The sequence below is a fragment of the Bradyrhizobium sp. 2S1 genome, assembly GCF_011516625.5.
GTDB classification, from domain to species: domain Bacteria; phylum Pseudomonadota; class Alphaproteobacteria; order Rhizobiales; family Xanthobacteraceae; genus Bradyrhizobium; species Bradyrhizobium septentrionale.
On record NZ_CP147717.1, the window covers coordinates 3885637 to 3910667 of the forward strand.

The following is a 25031-nucleotide window of genomic DNA, read 5'->3' on the forward strand; positions in this document are numbered from 1 at the left end:
TCGCAAGAACCACCCTGTGAGAAATTCATACTTGTCGCTCCAAGCGAAAGAAAAACGGAACACGCTATTCTCCCTGAAATGCCTTCCGAGGAGACGTCGTCGGCTCGATGACGTCGGTGCGTTTAGCCACCGCTAAAGGCGAAAAATAAACTTGTAAAGGATGCGACCGTGACCGGTGTCTCGGGCAGAGCGATGCTCTGAACTTTGGAGATTTGTGATGGGTGAAAATTCGAAAATAGAATGGTGCGATCATACATTCAATCCATGGATTGGCTGCCAAAAAGTCTCGCCGGGCTGTGATAATTGCTATGCCGAAGGTGTTTGCCGTCAGGGCGTGTGAGACAAATTGAAGGATTTTGCGGAGGGAGGATTTCTGGTTCATCGTAGCCACCAGGAGCGAAGATGAAGCAGAAATCCGGACCGGGCAAAGCGCCGGCAGAACAGGTACTAAGGGACATTCGGCGCCAGACCCGCCGGCAGTATTCGGCGGAAGAGAAGATCCGCATCGTGCTGGAAGGACTGCGGGGCGAGGAGAACATCTCCGAGCTCTGCCGGCGTGAGGGCATTGCCGCCTCAATGTATTACGGCTGGTCGAAGGAGTTCCTCGAAGCCGGTAAGCGCCGCCTGGCGGGCGATACGGCGCGTGCGGCGACCTCCGGCGAGGTGACGGATCTCCGTCGTGAGACGGCCGCATTGAAGGAAGTCGTGGCCGACCTCACCCTTGAGAACCGCCTGCTCAAAAAAAGCATGAACGGGGATGGGGAGGACGAGGCATGAGATATCCTGCGTCCGAGAAGGCCGAGATCATCCAGTTGGTCGAGCAGTCGCACCTGCCGGCCAAGCGCACGCTGGACAAGCTCGGGATCCCACGCGCCACGTTTTATAGATGGTATGATCGCTATCGTGATGGCGGCGTCGAGGCGCTGGCTGACCACCGGTCTCGACCTGACCGGATATGGAATCGCATCCCCGACGATGTGCGGGGCCAGATCATCGACCTGGCGCTGGAGCTGCCCGAGCTGTCGCCGCGCGAGCTGGCCGTGCGGTTCACCGACGAACGGAAGTATTTTGTCTCCGAGGCATCGGTCTATCGGCTGCTGAAGGCGCATGACCTCATCACCAGCCCCGCCTATGTGGTGATCAAGGCGGCGAACGAGTTCAAGGACAAGACCACCGCCATCAACCAGCTCTGGCAGACCGACTTTACCTACCTCAAGATCACCGGCTGGGGCTGGTACTACCTGTCGACCGTGCTCGATGACTTCTCGCGTTACATCGTCGCCTGGAGGCTTGGTCCCACGATGTGTGCCTCCGACGTCACGGCCACACTCGACCAGGCACTCGCGGCCTCCGGCCTTGACCACATCACCGTCGCGCACCGGCCGAGGCTTCTCAGCGACAATGGTTCGAGTTACGTCGCGGACGATCTGGCCAGGTGGCTCGAACACAAGGGCATGCAGCACGTGCGCGGCGCTCCGTATCATCCCCAAACCCAGGGAAAGATCGAGCGCTGGCATCAGACCCTGAAGAACCGCATTCTGCTCGAGAACTATTATCTACCTCACCACCTCGAACGGCGGATCGGCGCCTTCGTCGAGCATTACAACCACGTCCGCTATCATGAGAGCATCAAAAACCTGACCCCGGCTGACGTCTACTTCGGCAGAGCCGAGACCATCCTAACCGAACGACAGCGCATCAAGCGTGAGACCATCGCAAACCGCCGCTTGCAGCACCAACTGCAGGCCGCTTAAACTCCAACAACAGATGAGCCAGAGCCTCCCTTCTCGAAAAGCCTGATTAGTCTCAAATTATCTGACGACGGATATGCCGAAGCAATGATGGATCACCGATATAAAAGAGTGCAATGGGGCCCGCACGGCGAACGCCAACGGACCGATCTTCAGATCGATAGCGGCTTCGGCCTGGGCTATAGCTGCTTCGACGCTCGACGGGCTCTCGGGGTTATACTGCACCTCTGTTAACTGGCCATCGAGCGCTTCCAACGCTTTGCTGGCCGCTGCCAGCTCGCGTTGCAGCTTGTCTAGGCCCGTGATCTTGAAAGCCATCCTGCCGCCCCTTTCGGACGGTATATAGTTAGTTGCACCGAACACCCACCAAAAGGGGCACAGGAGCCGTTATCCCCACCTCCCAGGCAGGGTCCCGTATCGTGCGCCAGCAGCATGAGGACTTTGCCCTGTGCGTAAGGCGAAGGCGGGGCGCAATCTGTAATGGCAAGGAGGACGGGCCCGTAGGCCGTCCTCCTTCATTCGTTAGCGCTGATGCCCGAGCCCGATTCCGAGGTGCAACGCCTTCTGACGGAGTGCACCAACACTGCGCTTCGTCAGTTTGGATATCTTGGTGACCGGCGTGCGCGCCTTCGAATGCGCCTTCAGTTCTTTAATGTCGTTCTTATTCCACTCGCGCCGCTTGACGGCCTTCTTAGTTGCCTTCTTCACGATCATTGCTCCTTTGCATCGGAGCGACTTGCTATCACAGCTTTCCTGTAATGACGATCATTGAAAAAGCGAAATAGTCACAGGAACTCGCGCAGCCGTGCAAGTTCAGCGATGTGCTCAGAGGATAGAACATCCGTTACTAATGGAGGCTGTGGCGTGCAGTGGATTTCGTACAGATGACGCGCTCACGAGATTTCGGTCATGGTCCTATCCGTTCTTCCATGTCCATTCCATCTATAGAAGCGAGCTGTTGTGCTTTGGTCGGTTTCGATATTCTCCAAAGCGCCGATGTACATGCCGGGGACAGAGGGCGCGCTCGATGTGCGGGGTGGGAATGCGGCGCGGGGCTTTACGTCGGCGGGCGCTCGCTCGGTGTCCCGGTCATCGCCCCGGGAAGGCTCTTTGCCGGGGCAGCGGGGCTGTCGGAGGCCAGTTCCGTCGTCGGGCGGTACTTCGGCCCTTCGGAGGGCGCGGGACCGGCGCGCGGCTCGTCGGCAGTGCTGCGCGTAAAATCCTCGATAAGGCGCGAGGCCTCTTCGCCCCGTCGCGCCGCTGCGATGCGCACGAATGCGTCTCCAGAACAGTTGCTCCTGCTACTATCTTTAGCACTTTGCCTGGTATTCGCGGCTTCGCGGAATGGTTCATAGCTCGTCAGCCCGTGACCTGCGGCTGAATAAGCGATGCTATCATCATGGCCGCGATCAGAAACGCAGGTGCGCAGCTCACCCCAGCGGCTAAGCGCTCTTATGGGCTCGCGCCGTCGCTCTGGATTTACGACGAATTCGCGCAAGCGCCGAATTCCGATCTGCTCAACAATCTGCGTACAGCGACGGGCAAGCGCCGTGAAAGTCTCGGCGTCATCATCTCGACGCAGGCGGCAAATGATCAACACCCGCTAAGTCAGATGATCGATGACGCGATGCTCGGCGTCGAAACGAATGCCCAAGCAGGTGCCAGCCGAGTTCTCGGGTCAATCCAAGGACGCCATCGCCCTTTGCTTCGAAGGTATCGGCAGCCTCCCGCAGTTTATCAAATGGGCACAGAAGCACCGGGCCGCATTCTACTCGATGTACACTAAGCTTATCCCGGTGACTGTGTCGGGCACTGTTGTGATATCGAAACGCTACGACGACGAGCCTCTGTGCAACTGCGCGGCGTGCAGCGGCTTTCGTAACGAAGGTGCCGTGAGCAGATATGCCTCTGGCGGCACGCCGCACCAGAAGCGCCTGCGCGCGCTGTTCGGCTCCATTGACTTTCGCAAAGCGAAGTTTGCCGCGCCGCCAAACGACCCTGACGATGACGAGCACGACGAAGAGGACAACGAGAACAACACCGACAACGAGACCGACGAGACCGAACAAGGCCAGTTGCCGCCGAAGCTTGAAGCGATGATCGCCGCCGTCATCGCCGCTTCCCCAAACAGCATGTCCAGGCAGGAAGCGATTAACTACCTGTTGCACTCTCGCCATGGCCGCGAACTGGCAAGGCACATGGCAACCAAACGAAAGGACGAACCTATTATGGACCGCGCAACCGAACTCCAATCCATCGTCAAGCAGCACGGCAGCCTGATGGCCATGGCCAAGCTGTTCATCGCCAATGGCGAGTCGCTCGGCGGCGTTGCCGAGGCTGAGTTCACGAAGCTGATCGACGCCGAGGCGCAGGCGACGCGGAAGACGGGTGAACGTCCCGCGCCCGCCTTTGACCGCTTCTTCAACGATCCCACCAACCTCGAACTACGTAAGGCGCATCGGCTGACGCGGGGGTTCTAAGCGAGCGACGACAACTGCTGCCGCTATGATTCTAATTCGCGACGTTTGTGTTGGTTTGGCGTCGCGAAGCTGCGAGCGGGCTTATCCTTTCCACGCTCGCAGTCGAAAGGGCGAGGCGGGTCATCATTCTCCTTTCCGTCTCCCTGTTTCCAGGGCGCGTGTCCATCACGACTCTTGTCATGGTGATGCTCTGGCGCGGCAAGACGGCGGGTGCCGCGAAACAAGTAACCGCCGCCAGCCGGGGCCGAGGAGCAAGTGCCTCGATGCCCCGGCACCTTTGGCGTTATCCCGGCACGGACGGGACCAGTGCCACCCCTCACACTGCACCTTCTTCGGAAAGGAGTGCGGGACGGCGATGACCCCTACGAGAACGAAGCCTACCGGCTGTGGGCCATCAAGCAGCGGGGCAGGCCGTGACATCCCACTACCGGGCATTATCTCCGGCGCGTTTATTTGGCCCATCGAGCGGTCTGCTGCACATTCATTGACAAACCAATACGGGGGTTTTCGCGTGCGTCAGCACCTTGTTTGTCACACTGCCGATTAGTAGCGCGGAAAGTCCGCTGCGCCCATGCGATGACATAACAATGAGATCGCAGCCTCTGTCCTCGGCTGCTGCGATAATGGCTTGATGGGGTTGTCCGTTCTCTACTTGAATTGTCTTGCAGGAAACACCAGCCTCCTTGGCCGCATTTGCCGCGCGATCCAACACGCTCGTGGCCTGTTCCTGGCGCAGCTCAGCATATTTTGCGAGTGTTTCAAGGAACGGAGACCCTTTTCTCATTTCTGAAAGCGGCTCCACAACGAAGATTACAGAAACTTTGGTTCCAAGGGATTTCGCCAGCGCCAACCCATGCGCCACCCCATGCTCCGCAAGTTCCGACCCATCTGTCGGAATGAGAATATGCCGGTACATGCTTCACTCCCGATTGTCTTGACCTATCGCTGCCTTCCGAAGGTAAAGCTGGCCCCGCGTTTCGGATACGGCCTTGAGATAAATCAATCTATCGGCCCATCGTGCCGCGACCCAGATGTCCACACATCGGGCGCGGCGCACCATGCGTCAGGCAAGCGTGGTAACTGCATCGCTTTCGCCGTTTCCTCGACAAGCAACGTCAGCAGCATTGCATGCCCGTAATCATCCCGTGACGGATTGCTTTCGCTTTCCGCGATCAGCTTGCGGTAAAGCGCTACGTTTTCGTCGTGGAAGAAGGAGTTCATTCCGATCTCCCAACAGGGGGTAAGGTCTGGGCCCCAAGCGGCCATAGTGTCTGGTTCCCGACACAACGCAAGGCTTATTAAGGGGCATGGCAAACAAGATGATGGAGCATTACTGTCGAATCTGGCCAAGCGGGAAACGCTCAAACGGCTGCTCGCAGGGGAAGAGGCTAAATTGATTGCGGGCTAGCGAGACTACCAAGGAAAGTGAGAGTTACTGGTTTTCGGCCCAAGGACGCCAGTGCGTCGGGTTGATGGTGAGAGCCGGCCCCGGAATTCTGCACAGGGCGATAAGTGGAGTTTCTGCCTGACAGCGGGCACGCTGTGCCTGCGAATCAGGAGCGACAATGAGCAGAAGAACACGCCGGAACCACACACCGGCCTTCAAGGCGAAGGTGGCGCTCGCCGCCGTGAAGGGCGATCGAACGCTGGCTCAGCTTGCCGAGCAGTTCGACGTCCACCCCAATCAGATCACGGCGTGGAAGGCTCAGCTTGAAAGCAAGGCCGCCGATGCGTTCGGTCCCGGCGGCGGCTCCGGAGCGGAGCAAGCAGCCATCGACGTGAAGTCGCTGCACGCCAAGATCGGCGAACTGACGCTGGAGAACGATTCCTAAGAAACGGCAGCATCTACTTTCGGCTCCAAGGGATGGAGAACAAAGCCGAATGCCTTGGCACGCCGATGCAAATTGTTGACCACTCGCGTCCGGTAACGCATCTCGTAGGACGAGGCCCCGGGATCGACATAGTCCATTCCGTATCGCACAGCATTGTAGAACAGAACTGCGATCTTCCGGGCCGTGGCGGTCACGGCCTTGGCCTTGCCGATGCGCGCTGAGAGCCGTCTATAAAAGGCGCCGAGCGCAGTGTCTGTACGACCCACGGTCACGGCAGCAAGGCGCAGAAGTGCCGCCGCTCGGCCGCCGGATCGGCGCGTTCGGGACGAGAGCATTTTGCCGCCGGAGACCTTGTTGCTCGGCGCCAGTCCCAGCCAGGAGGTAAAATGCTTTGCACTTGGCCACGAGGAGAGGTCGTCGCCGCATTCAGCGATCAGCTTCAGCGAGAGGTAAGGACCGAGGCCGTCGATCGCGGTGAGGTCCTTTCCGAGCAACGTGAACAGCGCCTCGCGGACATCGAAAGCTGGAGCGTTCGCCTGATCGGTTCGATTCCGACGCCGCGAGACCCGCGGCGCTGATCCGTGGCCATGCCCCCGATGGAAGCTCAGTTCCTTCAACACGGCTTCAATTCGGGCGTCGCAGGCAGATGCCTTCTCGTGGTAGGCGTCGTAAAGCGCAAGTGCCTGCTCGAGCGCAAACAGATGCTCGGCGCGGTAGCTTCCGGTGAGCGCCTTCGCGATCGTCTCGGCGCTGGAGCGGCAACTATAATGGCGCAAGCACGCCAGCGCCTCAGGATCGCGCTCGCCGGCAAGGATCGCCCGTATGATACGCAGGCCGGTCACGCCGGTGATGTCGGTGACGACGTGGTGCAGCTGAAGATTCATCTCCGTCAAGGCCTTCTGCATATGCTGGATGTGTGAGGCCGCGTACTCCAGCAGACGCTCGCGCTGACGCACGTAGGCTCGCAGCTCGGCAATCTGCCCTTTGGGCCGAAAGCTGGCCCGCAGCAACCCGAATGAATGGAGCCGCTGCAGCCATTGCGCATCGCTGACATCGGTCTTGCGCCCCGGCACGTGCTTGGCATCGCGCGCGTTGACAAGAAACACGTTAAATCCCCGGGCATCGAGAAGCTCGAAGATCGGAATCCAGTAGACGCTGGTCGATTCCATGACGACAGTCTCGACGCCGCATTCAGTAAACCAGTCGACTAGCCGATGCAGATCAGCCGTGAAGGTACCGAAGCTGCGGACTGGCTCCGGTGCGCGATCTGCCCTCACGGCAGCCATGTGCATAGTCGCTCCGACGTCGATGGCAGCCGCGTCCGGGTGCACCATCTGCATCTTACCTCCGTTCCTCGACTTCGATCTTTTGGGGTTCATCTCTAATCCTCCTGCTGACGGCGGCGGAAGGGCTGGGCTGCGCTATACGTCAGATTCCTAAACGGGATCGCCGGATGGCGTCACCACTCTCAAGTGCGCGACAACCCATGGACCAGGTTTTTTAACGGGGTCACGTGCCACCAAAATCGTATCGGCCGCTCCCTCCCGGTCGGCAATCTAGCGCCGGTCCGTTTCTATCCCACAGGGGGAGCGCATCGCCGCGCATAGTTTTTTAGAAGGAGCGCTCACCAAGGCGGGATTGCTGAGCGCAAAGCGATGATCGACCGTGAGCACGAGCTGTCGATCACCAGGCAGGCGGAGGCTTTGAACATCAGCCGCGGCAGCGTGTACTACCTGCCGCGGCCGGTGCCGGACGCCGACCTTGCGATCATGCAGCGCCTCGACCGGCTGCATCTGGAGTTCCCTTTTGCCGGCTCTCGCATGTTGCGAGGGCTGCTGGCTGCCGATGGGTGCAAGATCGGCCGTCGGCATGTGAAGACGTTGATGCGGCGGATGGGGATAGAAGCGCTCTATCGCCGTCCACGCACGACAAAGCCCGAGCCGGGCCACAAGATCTACCCGTACCTGCTGCGCGGGATGGAGATCACGCGGCCGAACCAGGTGTGGGCGATGGACATCACCTACATCCCGATGGCGCGAGGCTTCGTCTATCTGGCGGTTGTGCTCGACTGGTTCAGCCGCCGCGTGCTGTCGTGGCGCGTATCGATCACCATGGAGGCGGCGTTCTGTGTCGCGACGCTTCAGGATGCCCTGGCTCGTCACGGCAAGCCGGACGTCTTCAATACGGATCAGGGCTCGCAGTTCACCGGACAGGCTTTTACCGGCGTGCTCGCCGACAACGGCATTGCGATCAGCATGGACGGCAAGGGAGCCTGGCGGGACAACGTGTTTGTCGAACGGCTATGGCGCAGCGTCAAATACGAGGAGGTGTATCTGCGGGCCTATGACAGCGTCAGCGAGGCCCTCGCGTCGATCGGCCGATACCTCGACTTCTACAACGGTCGGCGCCCGCATTCGAGCCTTGACGGCGTCACCCCCGATCAAGCCTACTTCAACCCGCTGCCACTCCGCTTGGCAGCCTAACCATGGCAGAGGCTCCACTTATCGACGCGGAAAATCTGTTCAGACAACCGGAGCCAGCTCAGATGAAGGGATAAGACTTCACGCCTCCGGCTTGGCCAAAATCTCGGCGATCGTTTCACCATACATGCAGCGCCAACCGTCGTCTGTCAGCCGCCAGCCAATTTCCCCTTAGTGACGAGCATTTGGGCCGGCTTCGATCAACCCCACTGCCACCAGGCCTTCAATGGTCTTCGAGCCAACATGTTCAGAACCGAAGAAACCTGCATCAATGATCGAGCGGTAGCGTATCCGGGATCCGCCAAGCCGGCATTGCTGGGACCCGCCAGAAGAACCTTCATTTCGTCCATCAGCCCTAACTTGAACAGCACGCCCTTTGGATTTGCGTGAACATTATGGCTTGCCAGGCGATAGTAGGGACGAGGTGATCGAGCTCGACGGCCTCAAATATGTCTTCGATCTTCGGACTGGCCTTTTTTAGATGCTCAGCAGCCCAACCCTGCTGGGTCTTAAAGTTGCGTCCATACCTTGATAGCGCCGCCGCGTATTGGCTCTCAAGGTGTTGCATTTCTTCGTCGCTGCAGGGTTCTTGACCCAACTTTGTGCAGTGCTTTTGATACTGCAACGCCGCCCGGCGGGTCTCTACAACTTCATGCGCGAAATAGCGCTCCGCTAAATCTTCCCCGTGTTCCCCGATCAGACTGGCCACCGCCATCGCCTCGCGGAGCGTCCGCCATCTAGCCATAGCGGCATCAGCAAATCCTCCGCTCAGCAACCAGATGATTTCCTGGGTAATCTGGCAGGATCGCGCGTGAAGCAGGCGAATGGCCGCCATCGAATAGGCGATTGGCTCTGGCTCTGACACGCCATGCGCTATGTTGTTTCCGAATTCGCTGGCAATTGTAACGAGCAATCGAGCTCCTCGAGTCCGGCTCCCCAGCGCTCAGCGATCCTGCTCCGGAAGCCGTCCAAGCTGTCCTTCTGTTCCGTCGCGTGCTCTTGCCATCCCCGCTTAAGAGTGGAGAGCAATTGCGTCGAAACCTTCTCTGTGAAGTCGTTTGTCAGAGATGGAATTTGATCCTCAAGATCGCCAAGCCGTCGCGACAGCTCGTCTTCATCACGTCGATCAAATATTATCTCGACCGGCTCGCCCATCATCGACCGTCACCGCATCGACGCTGTTTGCTTGAAGGAGTCCGTCGACTAAGCTGGCGAGGTGATTTTCAGCTATATGCACGCCTTGCTCGCGAATCTTCTCCTGGATCAATTTGGCGGCCACTTCACGGGCCATGTCGTGAAGGCTTCGATTGAAAGCTTCTTGTATTGACCCCGAGTGGAGCGGCGGTGCAAACTTCATTTGGCGCTAGTGCATCGCTTAGACATCGTAACTTCCGTCGGGCAATTTCTTGCGTTTCGTCTTAGGAACTGGCTTAACTTTGGTCGTGTCAATTGTCGCCAGCTTTGGCTTGAATGTCTTTAAGGGCTTCCGCTTCGGTCCCGTTTTTGTTGTGGTGGCCACAGGCTGTTTCCCTTTAATGAATATAAGAAGGGAATGTGCCACAACCTAAGCGGGCAGGAAAGCCAAGGGCTGGGGCTCTCACGCCCGCCACTCCGCGGCTCGGCTTTCACTCGAACTTCGGCGCCATGGACGCATGCGTCCAATTCTTGATTTTGACCCAATGCGGGCATCGGCCGCCGCGGTATGGGCGATCGGAGCGCTTCGATACCAAGCCCTCAAAGCCGAACTCGCAGGCCTTCCGGAAGAGGTCCGGGCCGATCTCACCTTGCTCGAAGTCCGAGACAAAGATGCCCCTCCGGCCGGAGCGCGAGGGCCGACATGCTGGTCACGGGCAATCCGGAAGACTAAGAAGATTGTCGGGAAGAAAACGATTGTTCTCGGTATTGAGGTACTCGCGACCATCGTGTTTTTTGACGGTCACCTTGACCGTCTTGCCCTGCTCAGTGACCTCATAAGCGCTTTTGTCGCGTCTGACGTTTGCAATGGCTGTTTCTTCCGTGTCTTGCCATCCTGAACCACCGACTGCTTGAATGCGCCGATGGCGGTCTTGATGGTTAGGCAGCCTGGCAATGCAAGTAATGCGGCGCGTCATGGCTCACTCCGATTCGTCTCCAGCGGCGGAACGGCATCCAGCAAATCCCCAATCAACCAAGCGAGGATACACAAACTGGGGAGCAGCCTTATGGCCCGACGGGCGTCATTATTATCCGGACCAGCAGGACGGCGCTTAAGACCGCAAGGCCAATACAAATGCGGCCAAGGTTGAATAAGAACGGAAGTGTGATCGTTCGAACATGCCACGCTCCTCTTGTCCTTGACGCGAGCCGGTACCGCTCCTGTATTTGTATTCTAACTCCATGCCGCGAGTTCTTTCTTTAGGCGTGCAAGCATGGCGACCCCGGCTTCGGGATCGCGGCCTCTCACCTGGCGCTTTAGCTCTCCCGCGTCGCGACAAGGTCTCGTCTGAGAATGCCGACCCGTTTGTTCAGCGCGTGGCGCAACGCATTGCCCTCACATACCAGCAGACCGCTTGGACATACAATCCATCATGACCCGTTGAATCTGGACTAGTGTCATACTTTCGATCTGGGCAATGCGCTTCTTAACTCCGGCACGCAAGTTGGTAGTCTTTTTAGACATCGAACAGATTCCTGATGCTCCACTGGACAGCCCGAAAAGCTAACGGCGGTTCACCGTACAGCACCAACATTGGATCAGGCTCCTACCTATTCTAGGGGGCGCCGGCCGCCCGGATCGCGGTCGGCACCCGGCGCATACTCCTCCATCCTTCAAGTCAGAGGGACAAGCAGGACTCGATCGCGCCGGGGCGGGATGACAACCGAAGGACGGCTCACGCCATTTAAGGGGCAATCCGTTGTGCGGGTGAGCCTTGGTGTATGTCGTCCGGCAACGTCGTCGCCAAGGCTCTCACGTCCTCAGCGAATAGGCGTCTCTCCCGTGCTGGGGGCTTGGGGCAGCTCAAAAATACCGCAACCCCGTAGGATCCCGCATTGCCAAGCCTCCAATAGAGCAGCATGTTTCCTCTGGAATTCATTGGAGGGAGAACCGTAGTGATCTCGCAAGCGGACGTTGGAGCGGTCGGCCAATCATTCAGCCGTGCCGGACGATAGAAGAAGCTGAGGCCGTTGCCGCGGAAATGAACGGCGCCGGGTTTAAGAATGTTGCGATCTCGCCGTTCCAGCCATCGGCCGCGGGCTCGCGCGGCACGCCGCTGACGGTCACCACCTCGGATAGCTTGGGCACCTTGCCCACCGGCGCCGCGGTCAGACTCATCCACTGATAGGACCGATCCCTCGGGATCACCGAGCGCACGGCCGATGAAGGAGCAAAGCTTGCAGCCGTCTGGGGCTCTCCGCTTCTGTTGCCGTCTGCCGACCAGGGTGATCTGGTTGCTCTCGCTGTGGGTACGGTTTCGCTGTGGGGGACGGTCTGGGAGCACGACACGGGATACCGCGCGCAATTCGGGCGCGTGCGAACTGTCGATGATCTGTTGGTAGGTGAGGAGTTCGAGCGCCGCCAGACAGAGTGCGACCTGCTCGATCTGGTGCGAAACAACTACGGCTTAAAGAAAGGAGTGGCCACATGCTGTTCTTTGTCGATCTCGCCCTCGCGCCTCTGCAGTTCATGGCCTCGTTTTGCGACGAGATGGTGAGGCCGCTGACGCGGTCGGTGCGCCCTGCCATCGCGGGCCCGGCCCAGATAATTCCTATCACCCCAGAGCGTCGGGCGCGCCGGAAGCAGAAGATTCTGCGTCGCCTGCAACTCGGCTATTGAGGAGGCTGCGCTGATGACCGTGGGGATGTCCCGATCGGTGTTGAACTACGTCGGGCCGACGTTGCCGGAATGAATGTTACGCGGCCCTCGAGACGTGGGCAACGGGCTTGATCGTCATGCGATCGTGGTGAGCTTGAAGGGCCGCACGTAGAACCGACAATTCCTTCAATCGTCGGAAGCCCTTGTTGGCCTCGATCATGCCGGCCGCGCCTCATCGCAACGCCATACCGGCATCCCGGCAGCGTTCGGCGTTGCGCGTGATGCGGCGAATGGTGCCCATCATGTTCTCGGCGATGTTGGTACAAGCGAGCGATCGACGAAGCTCCTTCGGCAGCTTCAACCGGACGACAGTCAGGATTTCGTCGAGGCCTTCGAGGATGCTGGCCGCTACGCCGGGCCATTGCTGGTCGAGTCGACGCGCGAGATTGCGGATCAATTTTTCAGCCTTGTCGGCGTCATCGAGCTCCCAGGCCTGGCGCAGCACCCGATCTTTCGGCAGGCGTTCCATGATGTTGCGCGCCTTGTGGATCTGGCAGCGCTGGATCGCAGCGGCCGAACCGAAGGTGCGGCGGATTGCCTTCGACAACGCTTTCGCGCCGTCGGCGATGAACAGTGTTGGCACCGTCGGGTCGAGCCCGCGCGAGACCAGGTTGTCCAGCAGGGCCTGAACCGTTGCGGCATTCTGGGTCGCCCCTTCCACCAGCGCCAGCGGATGCTTGTTGCCTTCGCCGTCAACCCCGATCGCGGCGACCAGCACGAGATCGTCGCCGAGATGCAGCCCGTCGATTTGGACCACCAGAAGGTCGAGCGCGGACAGATCGGCAGCCATGAAGTCAGCCAGCCGCGCCGCCGACAGCGCTACGAACCTCCGCGAGGCCGCCGACTTCGAAACCCCCGGTCCGGGCGGTGCCGGCACGTGACCTTCGGGCAGCCGGACAGCGCGGCCGAACCGGCGCGTCGACACATTGATCAGCATCAGGTTCATCGCCCAGCGACCGAGCCAGTCCTCCTGCGCCGCCGTTCCCAGCTCGGGATCGTGACCTCGCCGCCATCCACGCCCCGGACCCGCGGGCGCTCGACCTCGATCTTGCCGCCGTGGAAACCGATCCGTCCCTGCGTTCGGCCCCAACGGTGCGCCCGCCGCGCCGCATCGCGACCGTGGCGCGGCCCGCAGGCCGCCGTCACATCCGCCTCCATCATCGTGCCGAGCGCCTCGATCCCTGCTGCAAGGCAGAACCGATCGAAGCTCGCCCGCACTTCCGCAAACGCTTCGTCCACCGCCCCGGTCGCCGGCCAACCAGCCGGTGTGATATCTCTCGTCATGGCGTTGCTCTCCTTTGTGGAATCAGCACCCCGAGCCTACCGGCTCAAGGTGGGCAACGCCGACCTCTTCAGAAATTCAACAGAACGCGGGAGTACGTCATGAAAGCTGATGCGCGCCTATGAGTGAGAGTCTCATCTGATCAAAGCCGTAGCGGGCAGATCAGGACCGAGTCTTGCGGGCGTCGCGGTAACGCGGCGTCTGAAGTGTAGACAGGGGCCATGTGGGGTGCGGGATTGAGCCACGAAATGCTGAATGTCACGGAGGCCGAGTGTGTTCCCGACCACGAAGGCAGAATGTGCGCCGTCGCTAAGCGAGACGGTGATGCTCCGTCGGGGTCGAAGGCCGGATCACGCATGGAAAGCACGCATCGGAACATGAGAGGCCCGACCGGGTCCGCCGGAATGATCCCCGGTGGGGGATGGCGGCAAGGCAACGCCGGAGCCGCCATCCGAGCTGAGGTCGGGAGTCGGACTGGGTTATATTACCGATGAAGCCGTCGAAGGAAACGAGACGGGCTGAGGGAAGGAGCCAGCTCGAGAGGAGCCCAAACGAGAGGGACAAGGACCGGACACAGAGCCGGGGTGCCTTGCCGCCCAACCTCGCGAGGGTGAACGCAGCGGCCCGCAAGGCCGCCCGTACCCAATTCACGGCTCTGCTGCATCACGTGAATGTCGAAGCGCTCGAACGAGCGTTCCGGCGTCAGAAGCGGCGGGCAAGCGCGGGGGTCGATGGGATCACGGTGACGGATTACGAACAGAACCTAGTGAGCAATCTCGAGGAGCTCTGTCAACGAATCCACACCAACCGATACCGGCCGCAGCCGGTCAGGCGTGTACATATCCCGAAGGCAGATGGTGGACGGCGTCCACTCGGCGTGCCAACGCTGGAAGACAAAATCGTTCAAGGCGCGGTCGCCGAGGTGCTGAGCAGCATCTACGAAGTCGACTTCATGGGGTTCTCCTACGGCTTTCGGCCGGGGCGTAACCCACATCAGGCTCTCTCAGCATTGCATACAGCGATCATGAGCCAGTACGTGAACTGGGTGCTCGATGCCGACATTCGCAACTTCTACGACTCGATTGATCACGAGTGGCTGATGCGGATGGTGGCGCACAGGATTGCCGACCCTCGGATCCTCCGGCTCATTCGGATGTGGCTCGAGGCCGGTACCCTTGAGAGCGGAGAATGGTACGAAACGGACAAGGGGACACCGCAAGGGGCGGGCATCAGCCCGTGCCTCGCCAACATCGTCTTGCACTACGCCCTCGATCTCTGGGTGCATCAATGGCGCCGTCGGCACGCGAGCGGTCGGGTATCGATCGTGAGGTATGCCGATGACTTCGTGATGGGCTTCGAACGGCTGGCGGATGCCCGACGCATGATGGCAGACCTCAAGGAGCGACTGGCGCGCTTCGGCCTGGCACTCCACGAGGACAAGACGCGGCTCATCGAGTTCGGCCGTTTACCGGCCATGGCTCGACGACAACGCGGCGCACGGCGTCTAGATACATTCGCCTTCCTCGGCCTCACCCACTACTCTGGGTGGACCAGGGACGGCAGATTTATCGTAAAACGCAAAACGCAGAGCAAACGCATGACGCGAAAGCTGAAGGCGTTGCGGCAGGAAGCGTGGCAGATCATGCATGCCCCGATGGCGACACAGCATCGCTGGTACTCCAGCGTGCTGCGCGGCCACTACGGCTACTATGGCGTCCCACACAACTGGCGCGCTCTCAACGGATTCCTACAGGAGGTCCGGCGCATCTGGTTCACCTGCCTCAGGCGGCGGAGCCAGAAGAACCGGGACAAGGGCTGGGACTGGTTTGAGACTGTGGAAGCGCGTTTTCCCTTACCCCGGGCACGTGTCGTTCACTCATGGGCGTAGGAGCAAACCGATGCGGGTGACTCTCGAGAAGAGCCGGGTGCGGGAAATCTGCATGCCCGGATCTGTGAGGGCGAAGCCGAATGGCTTAGCTACTCGACCATCCCCGATGACCGTCGCGGAATTGGTTGCCCTCTTGCTCACAAAACCGCTAGGATGCCGGTTGCCTATAGTCTTTGCTCCGAGCAGTGCCTGCTGAGCGTTGATATGCGATGCATCGTCGGTCTTGTCGGTGACGGTGAGCCCTACGTTGCACTTTGTGCAGGTGGCCGTGAGCGCGATATCGAAGCGGGAAATCGGCAACTACGGACGCTCTTAATCGTCGGTGCAACTTCTATCATCAAGCTTGCCAAACGAGGCTTGAAAGTCCCGCTCTGGGTTCGGACCATGCTGCAACGCCGGCCGGTCAAGGTCGTATCAGTGGCGTTAGCCAACAAGATTGCGCGCACCATCTGGGCGTTGCTAGTCAAAGGCGGCATCTATCAGGCACCGGCCGCAATGCTGAAATCTTAATCTTAAGAGCTCATCGGCGGAAAAGGAAAGCCGCCGAGGAGGCAGGGTGCAATCTGGATGAACACTGAATGACGACATTCCCGGTAGCAATCAGACCGCCTGACTCACTGCGCTTCGAGCGCGCAAAATTGATTGGGCGATTGCTTCCGCGGACATCATCGTGGCCAGCGGCCAGGTGCCGCGTTCACAGGCCGAACATATGACCGCACCGCCATTCCTTGTTCAATCAGAGAAAGACCTTGCAGCCCGGGCCGTTCCACATATGAGTCAGAGCCAATTTTGCATGCCGAATGAGAGCGAGAAATGCCTCGGAGACTACGCCACCTTCAAATCCAGCCAATCCCGCGACGGGGGCCCGGCGCTCGATGAGGCGGGACTGACGACAGTCCAGTTCGTCCTGCAGGATCAGGGAGAAGGTCTCGAGGAATGGCTGGTTGGCGCCCTGCGCCTGCAGCACGCGCGTCTGCAGCGTGTCGCGGACGCCTGACAGGCACAGCTGTCGCAGGCAATGTTCAGTTTCCGGCATGGTCAGCACCCACAAGACCCACTAGCGAACGGATGGGCGAGCTACAAAATCTACTCACGAAATGATCAGCACGGCCCGTATACAGCCGATCTGTAGAACAATGACGATCCGGCATTGTAAGCTGGTGACAAAAGTCCAACTCGATGGACGATGTACTACGTGGGGGCGGACTGGAACTTCCACAAAATGACTGGCTGAATGACAAGCAGATGGATCGGTTGGGCACGCTTGAGGCAGACGCGAACTGCGGTATCAGCTATTGCTCCATAGAGCCATCATATGGGCGGTCATTTACGGTGTGACACGCAGGCGAACGCTTGTGTTTTCAGTTTTTACTTCCGTATAGCGTTGGAGGCCTGGCGGAGAGCGTCGCAGAAGGTCGTGAACCGCGAGTGCCTTGGGCAGCACAACAAGACAGACCGCACGGGAGAAAGGTTCCGGAATGCTCGTCCTACCCCATATGGGAGGTGACCCGCGCAAATCAATCGCCCACACTACTCTTAGTCAAAGGGTCCAGAAGCTTTGAGTCAGTGACGGCCACACAGCGGATGCTGCCGGTAGGTTCGCTTTAGAGAAGTACGTTCACGGGTAAGTGCGGGGGCCCTCGATGAGGGAATTTGCGGGATTGATCGCCTTTTGTTTGGTGACCTTAGCTTCAGCATTTGACGGCGCGCAGGCGGAGAATTCGTCGAGTGCGGAGGCTCGCTTGAGAGAGAAGAACATCACGCTGCCGGTTGAGGCCGCTCCGGTCGGTAGCTACGTCAACGCGGTACAAGTTGGAAATCTCTTGTTCATGGCGGGCAGTGTTCCAGGCGGTTTGAAGGGTAAGCTCGGACGGGATCTGACTGTCGAACAAGGTTATGAAGCCGCGCGGCAGGCCGGCTTGATCATGCTGGCAAAAGTGCGCGCGGCGCTGAGCAGCCTCGATCGGGTGAAGCGCGTGGTCAAAGTGGTCGGTATGGTGAACTCGGCCGACGACTTCGGTGACCAAGCCAAGGTGGTCAATGGATATTCCGACCTAATGGTCGAGGTGTTCGGCGAGTCGGTTGGTAAGCATGCTCGCTCCTCGTTGGGCGTGGCGGCGCTTCCGCGCCAAGCCCCGGTCGAAGTCGAAATGATCCTTGAGGTAGAGTAGCTTTGTCGGCGGTCGCGATCTCGTTACACAATGCGCTTGGCTAAGGGAGATGTAGCGCGAGGGTTGAAGATATCCGCTCTGCCGACGTGACGTCTTTGTCGGTTCTTATGGCAGAATAAAGCGCTGACGCACGCATCACGCGCATCAAAGGACCCTGCGTTTAGCGTGGTCGGGAAGCTGTGCAGCAAGTGTGCAGCAAGCACGAGGCCAATATCATAAGGGCGTACAGGCCCATGCGGTTGGCGGACCAGGAGGTTACCATGAAACAACTCGCTACAATCATTCTAACGACATCAGCTCTGCTGTGTCTCGCTGTTGTTGTACCGATCAGCGATGCGTTCGCCCAACAGACACAGCGTGCATCCTACAAAGTGGGCGCGGAAAATACCAAATACACACAACAGCAGTTTCTCGACGTCGGCGACGTTGCTGGCCATCAGGTGCGATCATTTGAAATTCATCGTATCTTTTCGACTAACGCCCCTGTCGTCAATGGATTGAAGATCAAGGAAACGTGGACCCGTTGCGTTTCCGATTACGTCGACAATATTGGCACTGCCAGCATATACAATGTCTATGTTGTCGAAAATGGCGACAAGTTCTTTACCCGCGGGACAGTGCTTGCTCATAGCGCCGAGCTGGGAAAGCTTAGCAACACGACTGTCGCCTACATCACGGAAGGTACGGGAACGCTAGCTAGCATTCGGGGAATTGCGCGAACAACCGGCCACGCCGATCCCAAAGTAGGTGTAAATGAGACACAAGTCGAGATCGAATATTCGATCGGCAAGTAGTTGCGGATTTCATTTCTCCGCAGGACTCATCGAAGCGCGTTTGCGTGAGTTTCCAATTCAGCGAATCTCGGAACGTCAGCTCAGGAGCACGAGCACTGTTCGCGCGACAAGGTTTTTTCGTGTGTCTCCAGCCGACCGGAGATCCACGATTGGGTCACGAATTAGGCTTCTCGCCCGCCGTTGTCAAAACGAACTCTGCCGGCCGGCCGCGCGCAGCATCTCGTTCTGGGCGGTGGCGTAAAGCGTCCGCCACGATTCCCTCAGCTCGGGGGTAAGAAGGGCCGAATTTGCAATCAAAGCTCCACATCAACGCCTCGCCCATTGCGACGAAGTGCGATGGCTGAACGCCAAGTCTGGCGTGCTTGTGACCTGAAAGCGTGATCAGCGATTGGAACATCGGTCTTTCGTCGAGCGAGGCGACCAGCGCGGTGATCATATCCAGCACCTTCATCCGCTGCTGCTCGATATCGCCGCCGAATATATCTCTTGCATCAGGAGCTAGCTAGCTATCTCGGGAGGAGAGCGGCAGCGCATCGCCATTGCCCGTGCCTTGTATACCGACCCTCGAATCTTGTTCCTCGACGAGGCCAGCTCGGCGCTCGATGAGACGACAGAGGGCGAGATTATTGAGGAGCTTCGCAAGATGGCCGAAGAGATAACGACCATCGCGATCACACATAGAACGAGTATTATTAGATTGGAGGACCGCGTTCTGCGTCTGGGATGGCACGGTATGCGCGGTACCTAGCTGAAGGAGGGCGTCACCATCCCATCTGCACGCCACAGCCCGATATTTCCCGCCTGGTCGTCCTGAAGACTTCCACCTTTCCAGATTTATTGCTTTCTATCTCCTCACTCGTCCATCAAGAGGAGACGCACGATGAATGCCGCGGCGAACTCCCCGCGCGACTTCATCGGGTTTTGGCGGCTTACGCCGAGGCGCTCGGTCGTGAGCAAGGTCAACCGATCGCCGATCCCCTCAAGCTCATCGTGCCGATGCTGGAACGGTTCATTGCCACTGACCGCGGCTTTGCCAGCGCGCGAAAGGCGACTGGGTTGAGTCAGTCGCGACGACGCAGCGATATCAGATTGGCAGTTCGTATTCAGGCAGACCGAGCAAGAGAAGCAAGCCCGGCAGCATCGTCCGCGACATCGCCTTAGCCAAGCTAAGTAGACGCCTTAATGCCGGGTTGTCGTTGCGAGGAGACCATATGGCGCTGAAGGGAAGCTCATCTGCGACCAAAGGCCGAAAAACAACGCCTGGGACCAGCACGGCTGTCGCTGCAGCGGTCGTAAGAGATAGTCCGCGCCCGACAGCGACCAATTGCATGAGCGTTTCGCGATAAACTGGACAGCGCTCGACCGTTGGATGATGTCCCATCTGCACCAAATGCGTCACCAGATAATCGTGAATCTTCGGTCCCGGTTCGGTTTCGGTGACGATGAAATGACGATCGCGAAGATCGGGCCAAATTACTTCTTCTTGGGTAGACAGTTGATGACCTGAAGGAAGGATGACGAAAACCCGCTCGTTCCAAAGATGAGCCACGTCGCAGTTGGGAACTGTGGGGTGCCCGGGCAAAAATGCGATATCCAAGCGGTGCTGTTGAATAGCGGCGATATGCAACGCGCCATCACCCTCGATCACGTCGGGACGAATGTCTGGATTGCGGAGCGCATAGGCTTGAAGCAGCTCCATCAGGAAGCCCGGGGCGAGCGGCGCAAAGATGCCGATCTGAAGCGCACCTTGTTCTCCGCGACCGGCCGCACCGGCATCCCTTGCCGCATAGCTGATCTGATTGAGCGCTTCTCGCGTTCGGTTGAAAAATCGCTCGCCTGCATAAGTCAAGCTGACACCACCGTGGTGACGAATAAATAGTGCCACGCCAATCGCGTCTTCAAGGTCACGGATGCGTCGACTGATCGCAGAAGCACGCACGCCCAAAGCAATGGCTGCCGCGCGGAAACTTCCATATTGGGCGGCGGCGATCACATAGCGCAAATGCCGGAACTCGATCGCAAATGGTCGCCCTACATACACTCTTCTCCGCTCCCGCTTATTCCTCTAAAGGATTATCTGTCTTTTCCGCACGCGAACGGGCCAAGCCGAGCAACACCAACCTGTCACGCAGAGGTGCGCTGTCGCGTTCGACGCTTTGGAATTCGGCCCGGAAGATAGTCTGTTGTGCGAGGAAGTCCTTGGGATCGCCGCTCGAACGGTTGCGTCAAGGATGGACCGCTTGGTGGAGTGCCTTGATCGTCTCCGCCGAGTGTGAAACTCAATACCAAGCCCCGGGCACCACCCGTTTCATCGCGGAGTGAACACCAGTTCCTCCAAGCTTTTCTGTATTGCCCAAGGGTCGAAACCGACACGCCTGTCCGTCAGTAGATGTCCGATCCAAATGATCGCCTCATGGGCGTCCTGAAATGTACGGGCCGGTACGCCGAACAGCTTTTCGGCGTTTATTCGGCTCATCTCCTCGCACTTATCGGCGGGCACCACCGTCGCCATGCCAACCACAAGTGCCTTTAGCCGCTCGCCGTTGGCATGGAGCCATGCTTTCGCCTCCCGTCCGCTGCCTTGCTGCCGGGTGAGCGCGTCGGCATCGGCGAAGACTCGCAGCGTAGCGAAAGCTTCGCCACGGTTGAGCCATGTCATCCAGTCGGCGAAGAAGGCAAGCTGGTCTTCCGGAGTGGTCGGGCCGCTCATGGTGGAAAGCACCAGCGGCCAATGGGTGAGGTCGTGCCGAATCATATGAGGTCTCCTTGTGATGCCATAAGCCGGGCATAACCACCGCCCCGTGCGGGGCGAGTTCGCCATGGAGACCAACATCGACGATGCGGCCGCCTTAGAGGACCAGGATTCGGTCCGCGCGCACGATCGTCGAGGTCCGAAGAAGCCTCGTCGAGGGGGCCGCTTCGCGTGCGCCTCCAGCTCGCGATTCAAGTAGATTGGTTGGAGGTCGAAGACCAGAGACCATGCGTTTGCGGGAAGTTGAAAAACGTATGCCGCGGGCCGGAAAAATCTTCGGAAGCGCCAAAATCGCTTGCCAACAGGCGTTATGCGTCAAGCAGCGGCCTCGAATACCGCAAGTTGTTCCGGTTTGTGCTCAAGAGTCTTAGCGATGCAAGCACAGCCAGCGGACACAACGAAGCAGTTCAAAAATCGCCGTGTGCGGAAGCGCTCAGGCTAGCTGTCAAGCAACGCCGCTCAGCGGCCGCGGTAACCACATGATCGTGGATCGGTATTTCGCGGCCGCTGTGTTGCGTTCCGGGTCGGGCGATCATCAGAATCGTGTGGAGATCACCCGCACTGACGGGAGACTGGCGTCGTGAGCGAGACCGAGCCCGGGATAGAAGAAGGGTCAAAACCGGAGGATGCGGCCCAGCCGTTGACTGGCGAACCGGCGCCACCGATGCGGCTCGGCCGGCACCTCGCCGAACGCGTCGACGTCTTGAGGTCGTAATAGGTGATCGTGAAGAGCGAGCATCGTTCCAGCAACTGGCCGTTCGAACCGATGGATGCGCAACCAAGAACGGATAACGTCCCTGGGTTGTCAGAAACCCCGAATGCGCAGACCCTCACCCCGTCCAGTGTAACGCTCCGACCGCAACATTACGTACAATATCAGGCCGTTATTCCTAATCCTGGCTCTTCCAATTTCGCCTCCCGGCTCGTCTGAGCCGAGTCCCTTCGGGACAAGTTCGCCTGATCCATCAGTATCTTAAAGAGATTCTAATCTCATTTTCCATCTTGCGAAAGACTCGCATTATCAATAGGCTTGTGGCAGCGGCGGGCGTGAGCGTGACGCTCTGGAAGTATGATGAGGTTCTAAGGGGGCAGCTGAGTTTGAGCGCTTTGGCGACGCGGTTTCGTGTTTCACGCGCCCATGTAGACAATCTGCTCGACGAAGCGAGGCAAAACAATGGGCGTAACGCGCGCAATCCCAACCGACCAAGGCGGTATCGTCAGTGGCGATCAGTACTTCCCCTCTGACTTGGCAGACATTGCCAATGAATGGGGATTTCGCTCGGGGATGTCGGGCGCAACTGATGTGGCACAGGGACAAGACGAGTCACCACTTGCCTCGGGCTTCATCGCGTCGCGAAAATTGCCGTGTGGGTTAAACGTTTGCACCAGCGACCTGACTACGCTTCACGACAATGACCGGGTCGGAATTGCCACTAGTACCTACTGTTCTTAAAGCGTGAGTCGTGATTCAAGGTCGGGATGATACCCGAAGCAAGAGAAGTCCACCTTTCGAGGAAAGATCGCAAGGTGCTTGAGGCGTGTTGCCGCTCCCCGGTGACGTTGCAGCGCGATTTGAAGCGGGCGCGGATAGTTCTGTTGGCGGCGGATGGACGCAGCACTCGGTCGATCGCCAAGGAAGTTGGGGTCCAGCCGCGGATTGTCAGCCTTTGGCGGCATCGCTATGCCGACCAAGGCCTTGAAGGGCTGCAAGACAAGCCGCGACCGGGCAAGCAGCCAATCTATACGAAGGCCACCGACAAGCGGATTCTGAAGCTGCTGGACAAGCCGCCGCCGGACGGGTTCGCACGCTGGACCGGGCCCCTGCTGGCCGGGGCGCTGGGCGATGTTGACGTCCAATATGTCTGGCGGTTCCTGCGCAGCCACAAGATTGACCTCGCGGCTCGTAAGTCCTGGTGTGAGAGCAGCGACCCGAACTTTACGGCCAAAGCCGCCGATGTTGTCGGCCTCTATGTCGCCCCGCCCGCGAAGGCCATTGTGCTGTGCGTGGACGAGAAGCCCTCGATCCAGGCTTTGGAGCGAGCGCAGGGTTATCTGAAGTTGCCCAATGGCCGCGCCTTGACCGGCCAGAGCCACGATTACAAGCGGCATGGCACCACAACATTGTTTGCGGCGCTCGAAGTCGCCACCGGAAAGATCATCGCGGCGCATTCAAAACGCCGACGCCGCGTCGAGTTTCTCGACTTCATGAACAGCGTCACCGCGGCTTTTCCGAACCGGAAGCTTCACGTCATCCTCGACAACCTCAACACCCACAAGAAGAACGAGCATTGGCTCAAGGCCCACCCCAACGTGCAATTTCATTTCACGCCGACAAGTGCGTCTTGGCTCAATCAGGTCGAGGTATGGTTTTCGATCTTGCAGGGGCAGTCGCTCAGCGGCACCTCCTTCACAAGCCTCACGCAGCTTCAGGAGCACATCGATGCCTACGTCAACGCATACAACGACAGAGCCGAGCCCTTCGTCTGGACCAAGAAAAAGGTCCGTCAACGCCGTTTCAAAGGCCGCCGTATCACTCAGCTCTGATTCTGGGTACTAGGTCGTTAACGATAGCGCTCAATCTCGGCGGCTCGCCGATTACTTATTCAATCGATGACGATCAAACGGTCGATCTGGTTGCCGGAGGAGCCGTTGCGATGTGGACCTCCGACAACACGCACATGGCAAGCAGCTATCGTTGTGGAGAGAGTTCCCGGATTCTCGTGATACAAACTTGCCCAGTCACCGCGAAGGACACAGAGCTCACCGAGCATCTCGATGCCCTTTTGACGGAGACAACGGCGAAGCCGTTGCTCCTAGGTTGCCGCGTACGCGCGCTCGCTCATGAACTATTTTCATCTGACCATACCGGAGTGGTCGGACGATTGTTGGCGGAGAGCTGCGCGCTGGAGTTGCTGGCGTGGGCGATCGGAGATCGAAAAGGCCACAACATAACAACGACCTGCTCAATCCACCCGCGCGACATTGCAAAGATCCATCGTGTGCGCGACAAGTTATTGGCGACTCTCGATGCGGAGCATCATCTCTGCGACCTCGCGCGCGATGTCGGCATGAGCACAAGCACATTAAAGTGCAAGTTTACGGCGGTCGTTGGCCAGCCGGTTTTCCAGTTCCTGCGCGACAAGCGGCTCGATCGCGCGCGCGATGGCCTGCTGTATGAGGGATGGACGGTCTCCCAAGCGGCATTCTATGTCGGTTATCGCCACGCAACAAATTTTGCGACTGCTTTTCGTCGACGCTTCGGCACCGCCCCAACCTCGGCATTGCGGTCTCCTCGGGTAGGGGCCCCGCCTGCGAGTTACTGAGTAGCAGGACCTAAGCTTTCGGCGGTTTGCTAGTCATGACGCGCTTCTGGAGAATAATCATCTCGAACCGCACTTTTGTTGAGCGCGGAACGTCGGAATCACTTGCGGTATTCGAGGCCGCCGCTTGACGCATAGCGCCCGTTGACCAGCGATTCTGGCGCGTCGGAAGAGTTGTCTGGCCCTCTGCATACGTTTTTCAACTCCTCGCAAACGCCCGGTCTCTGGTCTTCGACCTCCAACCAATCTACTTGAATCGCGAACCGGAGGCGCACGCGAAGTGGCTCCCTCCACGACGCTTGATGAATTGTGCCGCGCGCAACCCATCAGCTTTAACCCGTCCTATTCGTGAGAGTGCTTTTTTTAGTCCGATTGATGTGGCCGCACATCTGCTCTGACGAGGCGCGCGGGATTGCCTTCGGCTTTTC

The 25031-nt window shown here is 58.9% G+C and carries 25 protein-coding genes and 5 pseudogenes; 16 read left to right on the top strand and 14 right to left on the bottom strand.

All coding sequences use genetic code 11. From position 1 onward, the window contains the following. Positions 1–217 precede the first annotated feature (217 nt). Together HAP54_RS18400 and HAP54_RS18405 are read left to right on the top strand one after the other, a co-directional pair. Positions 218–340 (top strand): DUF5131 family protein, encoded by a 123-nt coding sequence (locus tag HAP54_RS18400; RefSeq protein WP_414645904.1) that lies wholly within the window; start codon positions 218–220, stop codon positions 338–340. A 62-nt stretch (positions 341–402) separates the two neighbouring features. Beyond that, positions 403–1754, top strand: a protein-coding gene (locus HAP54_RS18405; RefSeq protein ID WP_166298338.1) for an IS3 family transposase whose coding sequence is annotated in 2 segments (ribosomal slippage) — positions 403–739 and positions 739–1754 — 1353 coding nt in all. Because the reading frame shifts where the segments join, the coding sequence is not laid out codon by codon here. A 57-nt stretch (positions 1755–1811) separates the two neighbouring features. Here the strand turns inward: HAP54_RS18405 and HAP54_RS18410 are convergent. Together HAP54_RS18410 and HAP54_RS18415 are read right to left on the bottom strand one after the other, a co-directional pair. Then, on the bottom strand, positions 1812–2069 hold the full coding sequence (locus tag HAP54_RS18410; protein ID WP_166302464.1) for a hypothetical protein: 258 nt from the start codon (positions 2067–2069) through the stop codon (positions 1812–1814). A gap of 204 nt (positions 2070–2273) precedes the next feature. After that, on the bottom strand, positions 2274–2465 hold the full coding sequence (locus tag HAP54_RS18415; RefSeq protein ID WP_166302467.1) for a hypothetical protein: 192 nt from the start codon (positions 2463–2465) through the stop codon (positions 2274–2276). Between the two features lie 685 nt (positions 2466–3150). Between HAP54_RS18415 and HAP54_RS18420 the strand changes: the two genes are divergently transcribed. Both HAP54_RS18420 and HAP54_RS18425 read left to right on the top strand, forming a co-directional pair. After that, on the top strand, positions 3151–3537 hold the full coding sequence (locus HAP54_RS18420; RefSeq protein WP_166302470.1) for a hypothetical protein: 387 nt from the start codon (positions 3151–3153) through the stop codon (positions 3535–3537). 106 nt (positions 3538–3643) lie between these two features. Continuing rightward, complete coding sequence (locus tag HAP54_RS18425) at positions 3644–4231, top strand: hypothetical protein (RefSeq protein ID WP_166302472.1); 588 nt, start codon at positions 3644–3646, stop codon at positions 4229–4231. A gap of 481 nt (positions 4232–4712) precedes the next feature. On the opposite strand, the gene HAP54_RS18430 is transcribed toward HAP54_RS18425, so the two are convergent. After that, positions 4713–5147 carry a universal stress protein gene (locus HAP54_RS18430; protein WP_166302475.1) on the bottom strand — a complete coding sequence of 145 codons (435 nt, stop codon included), beginning with the start codon at positions 5145–5147 and terminating at the stop codon, positions 4713–4715. Positions 5148–5230: 83 nt separating this feature from the next. Continuing rightward, positions 5231–5452, bottom strand: a complete 222-nt coding sequence (locus HAP54_RS18435) for a hypothetical protein (protein WP_166302477.1) — start codon at positions 5450–5452, stop codon at positions 5231–5233. A gap of 344 nt (positions 5453–5796) precedes the next feature. On the opposite strand from HAP54_RS18435, the pseudogene HAP54_RS18440 reads away from it, so the two are divergent. After that, positions 5797–6057: pseudogene (locus HAP54_RS18440) on the top strand (transposase); the annotation flags it as partial. A 2-nt stretch (positions 6058–6059) separates the two neighbouring features. Here HAP54_RS18440 and HAP54_RS18445 read toward each other — a convergent pair. Continuing rightward, on the bottom strand, positions 6060–7442 hold the full coding sequence (locus tag HAP54_RS18445; RefSeq protein ID WP_175619444.1) for an IS110 family transposase: 1383 nt from the start codon (positions 7440–7442) through the stop codon (positions 6060–6062). Positions 7443–7670: 228 nt separating this feature from the next. On the opposite strand from HAP54_RS18445, the pseudogene HAP54_RS18450 reads away from it, so the two are divergent. Beyond that, positions 7671–8546 (top strand): annotated as a pseudogene (locus HAP54_RS18450) (IS3 family transposase); the annotation flags it as partial. 352 nt (positions 8547–8898) lie between these two features. Here HAP54_RS18450 and HAP54_RS18455 read toward each other — a convergent pair. The 4 genes from HAP54_RS18455 to HAP54_RS18470 form a co-directional block, all read right to left on the bottom strand. After that, the gene (locus HAP54_RS18455; RefSeq protein WP_166302480.1) at positions 8899–9456 is read right to left on the bottom strand and encodes a DUF5677 domain-containing protein; all 558 of its coding nucleotides are present in this window, start codon (positions 9454–9456) and stop codon (positions 8899–8901) included. A gap of 213 nt (positions 9457–9669) precedes the next feature. Beyond that, positions 9670–9834 carry a hypothetical protein gene (locus HAP54_RS18460; RefSeq protein WP_166302482.1) on the bottom strand — a complete coding sequence of 55 codons (165 nt, stop codon included), beginning with the start codon at positions 9832–9834 and terminating at the stop codon, positions 9670–9672. 553 nt (positions 9835–10387) lie between these two features. After that, a complete protein-coding gene (locus tag HAP54_RS18465) occupies positions 10388–10654 on the bottom strand; it encodes a DUF3892 domain-containing protein (RefSeq protein WP_084518836.1) in 267 nt (88 codons plus the stop codon). 1019 nt (positions 10655–11673) lie between these two features. After that, positions 11674–11856 (bottom strand): hypothetical protein, encoded by a 183-nt coding sequence (locus HAP54_RS18470; RefSeq protein ID WP_166302485.1) that lies wholly within the window; start codon positions 11854–11856, stop codon positions 11674–11676. A 309-nt stretch (positions 11857–12165) separates the two neighbouring features. Here HAP54_RS18470 and HAP54_RS18475 point away from each other — a divergent pair, with 309 nt between their 5' ends. Continuing rightward, on the top strand, positions 12166–12357 hold the full coding sequence (locus tag HAP54_RS18475) for a hypothetical protein (RefSeq protein ID WP_166302487.1): 192 nt from the start codon (positions 12166–12168) through the stop codon (positions 12355–12357). Positions 12358–12433: 76 nt separating this feature from the next. Here the strand turns inward: HAP54_RS18475 and HAP54_RS18480 are convergent. Next, positions 12434–13680 (bottom strand): annotated as a pseudogene (locus tag HAP54_RS18480) (IS256 family transposase). Between the two features lie 587 nt (positions 13681–14267). Here HAP54_RS18480 and ltrA point away from each other — a divergent pair. Both ltrA and HAP54_RS18490 read left to right on the top strand, forming a co-directional pair. Beyond that, the gene (gene ltrA / locus HAP54_RS18485) at positions 14268–15566 is read left to right on the top strand and encodes a group II intron reverse transcriptase/maturase (protein WP_224496557.1); all 1299 of its coding nucleotides are present in this window, start codon (positions 14268–14270) and stop codon (positions 15564–15566) included. Positions 15567–15824: 258 nt separating this feature from the next. Next, positions 15825–16076 (top strand): annotated as a pseudogene (locus HAP54_RS18490) (IS110 family transposase); the annotation flags it as partial. Positions 16077–16302: 226 nt separating this feature from the next. On the opposite strand, the gene HAP54_RS52530 reads toward HAP54_RS18490, so the two are convergent. Beyond that, positions 16303–16611, bottom strand: coding sequence for a hypothetical protein (locus HAP54_RS52530; protein WP_414646204.1), 309 nt, complete (start codon positions 16609–16611; stop codon positions 16303–16305). Between the two features lie 598 nt (positions 16612–17209). Here HAP54_RS52530 and HAP54_RS18500 point away from each other — a divergent pair. Next, positions 17210–17737, top strand: a complete 528-nt coding sequence (locus HAP54_RS18500) for a RidA family protein (RefSeq protein ID WP_029085234.1) — start codon at positions 17210–17212, stop codon at positions 17735–17737. Between the two features lie 260 nt (positions 17738–17997). Then, positions 17998–18531 (top strand): hypothetical protein, encoded by a 534-nt coding sequence (locus HAP54_RS18505; RefSeq protein ID WP_166302490.1) that lies wholly within the window; start codon positions 17998–18000, stop codon positions 18529–18531. Positions 18532–18685: 154 nt separating this feature from the next. Here the strand turns inward: HAP54_RS18505 and HAP54_RS18510 are convergent, their stop codons facing one another. Next, positions 18686–18982 (bottom strand): globin, encoded by a 297-nt coding sequence (locus HAP54_RS18510; RefSeq protein ID WP_248114485.1) that lies wholly within the window; start codon positions 18980–18982, stop codon positions 18686–18688. Between the two features lie 57 nt (positions 18983–19039). Between HAP54_RS18510 and HAP54_RS18515 the strand changes: the two genes are divergently transcribed. Together HAP54_RS18515 and HAP54_RS18520 are read left to right on the top strand one after the other, a co-directional pair. Then, complete coding sequence (locus tag HAP54_RS18515) at positions 19040–19279, top strand: ATP-binding cassette domain-containing protein (RefSeq protein ID WP_166307995.1); 240 nt, start codon at positions 19040–19042, stop codon at positions 19277–19279. 89 nt (positions 19280–19368) lie between these two features. Continuing rightward, positions 19369–19581 (top strand): annotated as a pseudogene (locus tag HAP54_RS18520) (DUF2274 domain-containing protein); the annotation flags it as partial. Positions 19582–19615: 34 nt separating this feature from the next. Here the strand turns inward: HAP54_RS18520 and HAP54_RS18525 are convergent. Both HAP54_RS18525 and HAP54_RS18530 read right to left on the bottom strand, forming a co-directional pair. Beyond that, positions 19616–20533: a LysR family transcriptional regulator gene (locus tag HAP54_RS18525; protein ID WP_175619447.1), complete on the bottom strand. Its 918-nt coding sequence runs from the start codon at positions 20531–20533 to the stop codon at positions 19616–19618. Between the two features lie 306 nt (positions 20534–20839). Next, positions 20840–21286 carry a hypothetical protein gene (locus tag HAP54_RS18530; RefSeq protein ID WP_166302495.1) on the bottom strand — a complete coding sequence of 149 codons (447 nt, stop codon included), beginning with the start codon at positions 21284–21286 and terminating at the stop codon, positions 20840–20842. A gap of 577 nt (positions 21287–21863) precedes the next feature. Between HAP54_RS18530 and HAP54_RS18540 the strand changes: the two genes are divergently transcribed. The 3 genes from HAP54_RS18540 to HAP54_RS18550 all read left to right on the top strand — a co-directional run bounded on the left by HAP54_RS18540 (position 21864) and on the right by HAP54_RS18550 (position 24606). Beyond that, entirely contained in the window at positions 21864–21998 is a 135-nt protein-coding gene (locus HAP54_RS18540; protein ID WP_339156954.1) for a hypothetical protein, read from the top strand. A gap of 764 nt (positions 21999–22762) precedes the next feature. Continuing rightward, entirely contained in the window at positions 22763–23827 is a 1065-nt protein-coding gene (locus HAP54_RS18545) for an IS630 family transposase (RefSeq protein WP_166298619.1), read from the top strand. A 110-nt stretch (positions 23828–23937) separates the two neighbouring features. Continuing rightward, on the top strand, positions 23938–24606 hold the full coding sequence (locus HAP54_RS18550) for a helix-turn-helix transcriptional regulator (protein ID WP_166302498.1): 669 nt from the start codon (positions 23938–23940) through the stop codon (positions 24604–24606). The last annotated feature ends 425 nt before the right edge of the window (positions 24607–25031 follow it).

Coding starts and splice junctions, on each gene's coding strand:
- HAP54_RS18530 (WP_166302495.1), bottom strand. CDS start 21,286: ATGATTCGGCACGACCTCACCCATTGGCCGCTGGTGCTTTCCACCATG.
- HAP54_RS18400 (WP_414645904.1), top strand. CDS start 218: ATGGGTGAAAATTCGAAAATAGAATGGTGCGATCATACATTCAATCCA.
- HAP54_RS18430 (WP_166302475.1), bottom strand. CDS start 5,147: ATGTACCGGCATATTCTCATTCCGACAGATGGGTCGGAACTTGCGGAG.
- HAP54_RS18460 (WP_166302482.1), bottom strand. CDS start 9,834: ATGGCCCGTGAAGTGGCCGCCAAATTGATCCAGGAGAAGATTCGCGAG.
- HAP54_RS18505 (WP_166302490.1), top strand. CDS start 17,998: ATGAAACAACTCGCTACAATCATTCTAACGACATCAGCTCTGCTGTGT.
- HAP54_RS18510 (WP_248114485.1), bottom strand. CDS start 18,982: ATGAAGGTGCTGGATATGATCACCGCGCTGGTCGCCTCGCTCGACGAA.
- HAP54_RS18445 (WP_175619444.1), bottom strand. CDS start 7,442: ATGAACCCCAAAAGATCGAAGTCGAGGAACGGAGGTAAGATGCAGATG.
- HAP54_RS18550 (WP_166302498.1), top strand. CDS start 23,938: ATGTGGACCTCCGACAACACGCACATGGCAAGCAGCTATCGTTGTGGA.
- HAP54_RS18475 (WP_166302487.1), top strand. CDS start 12,166: ATGCTGTTCTTTGTCGATCTCGCCCTCGCGCCTCTGCAGTTCATGGCC.
- HAP54_RS18415 (WP_166302467.1), bottom strand. CDS start 2,465: ATGATCGTGAAGAAGGCAACTAAGAAGGCCGTCAAGCGGCGCGAGTGG.
- HAP54_RS18465 (WP_084518836.1), bottom strand. CDS start 10,654: ATGACGCGCCGCATTACTTGCATTGCCAGGCTGCCTAACCATCAAGAC.
- HAP54_RS18470 (WP_166302485.1), bottom strand. CDS start 11,856: ATGAGTCTGACCGCGGCGCCGGTGGGCAAGGTGCCCAAGCTATCCGAG.
- HAP54_RS18410 (WP_166302464.1), bottom strand. CDS start 2,069: ATGGCTTTCAAGATCACGGGCCTAGACAAGCTGCAACGCGAGCTGGCA.
- HAP54_RS18420 (WP_166302470.1), top strand. CDS start 3,151: ATGGCCGCGATCAGAAACGCAGGTGCGCAGCTCACCCCAGCGGCTAAG.
- HAP54_RS18435 (WP_166302477.1), bottom strand. CDS start 5,452: ATGAACTCCTTCTTCCACGACGAAAACGTAGCGCTTTACCGCAAGCTG.
- HAP54_RS18500 (WP_029085234.1), top strand. CDS start 17,210: ATGAGGGAATTTGCGGGATTGATCGCCTTTTGTTTGGTGACCTTAGCT.
- HAP54_RS18545 (WP_166298619.1), top strand. CDS start 22,763: ATGATACCCGAAGCAAGAGAAGTCCACCTTTCGAGGAAAGATCGCAAG.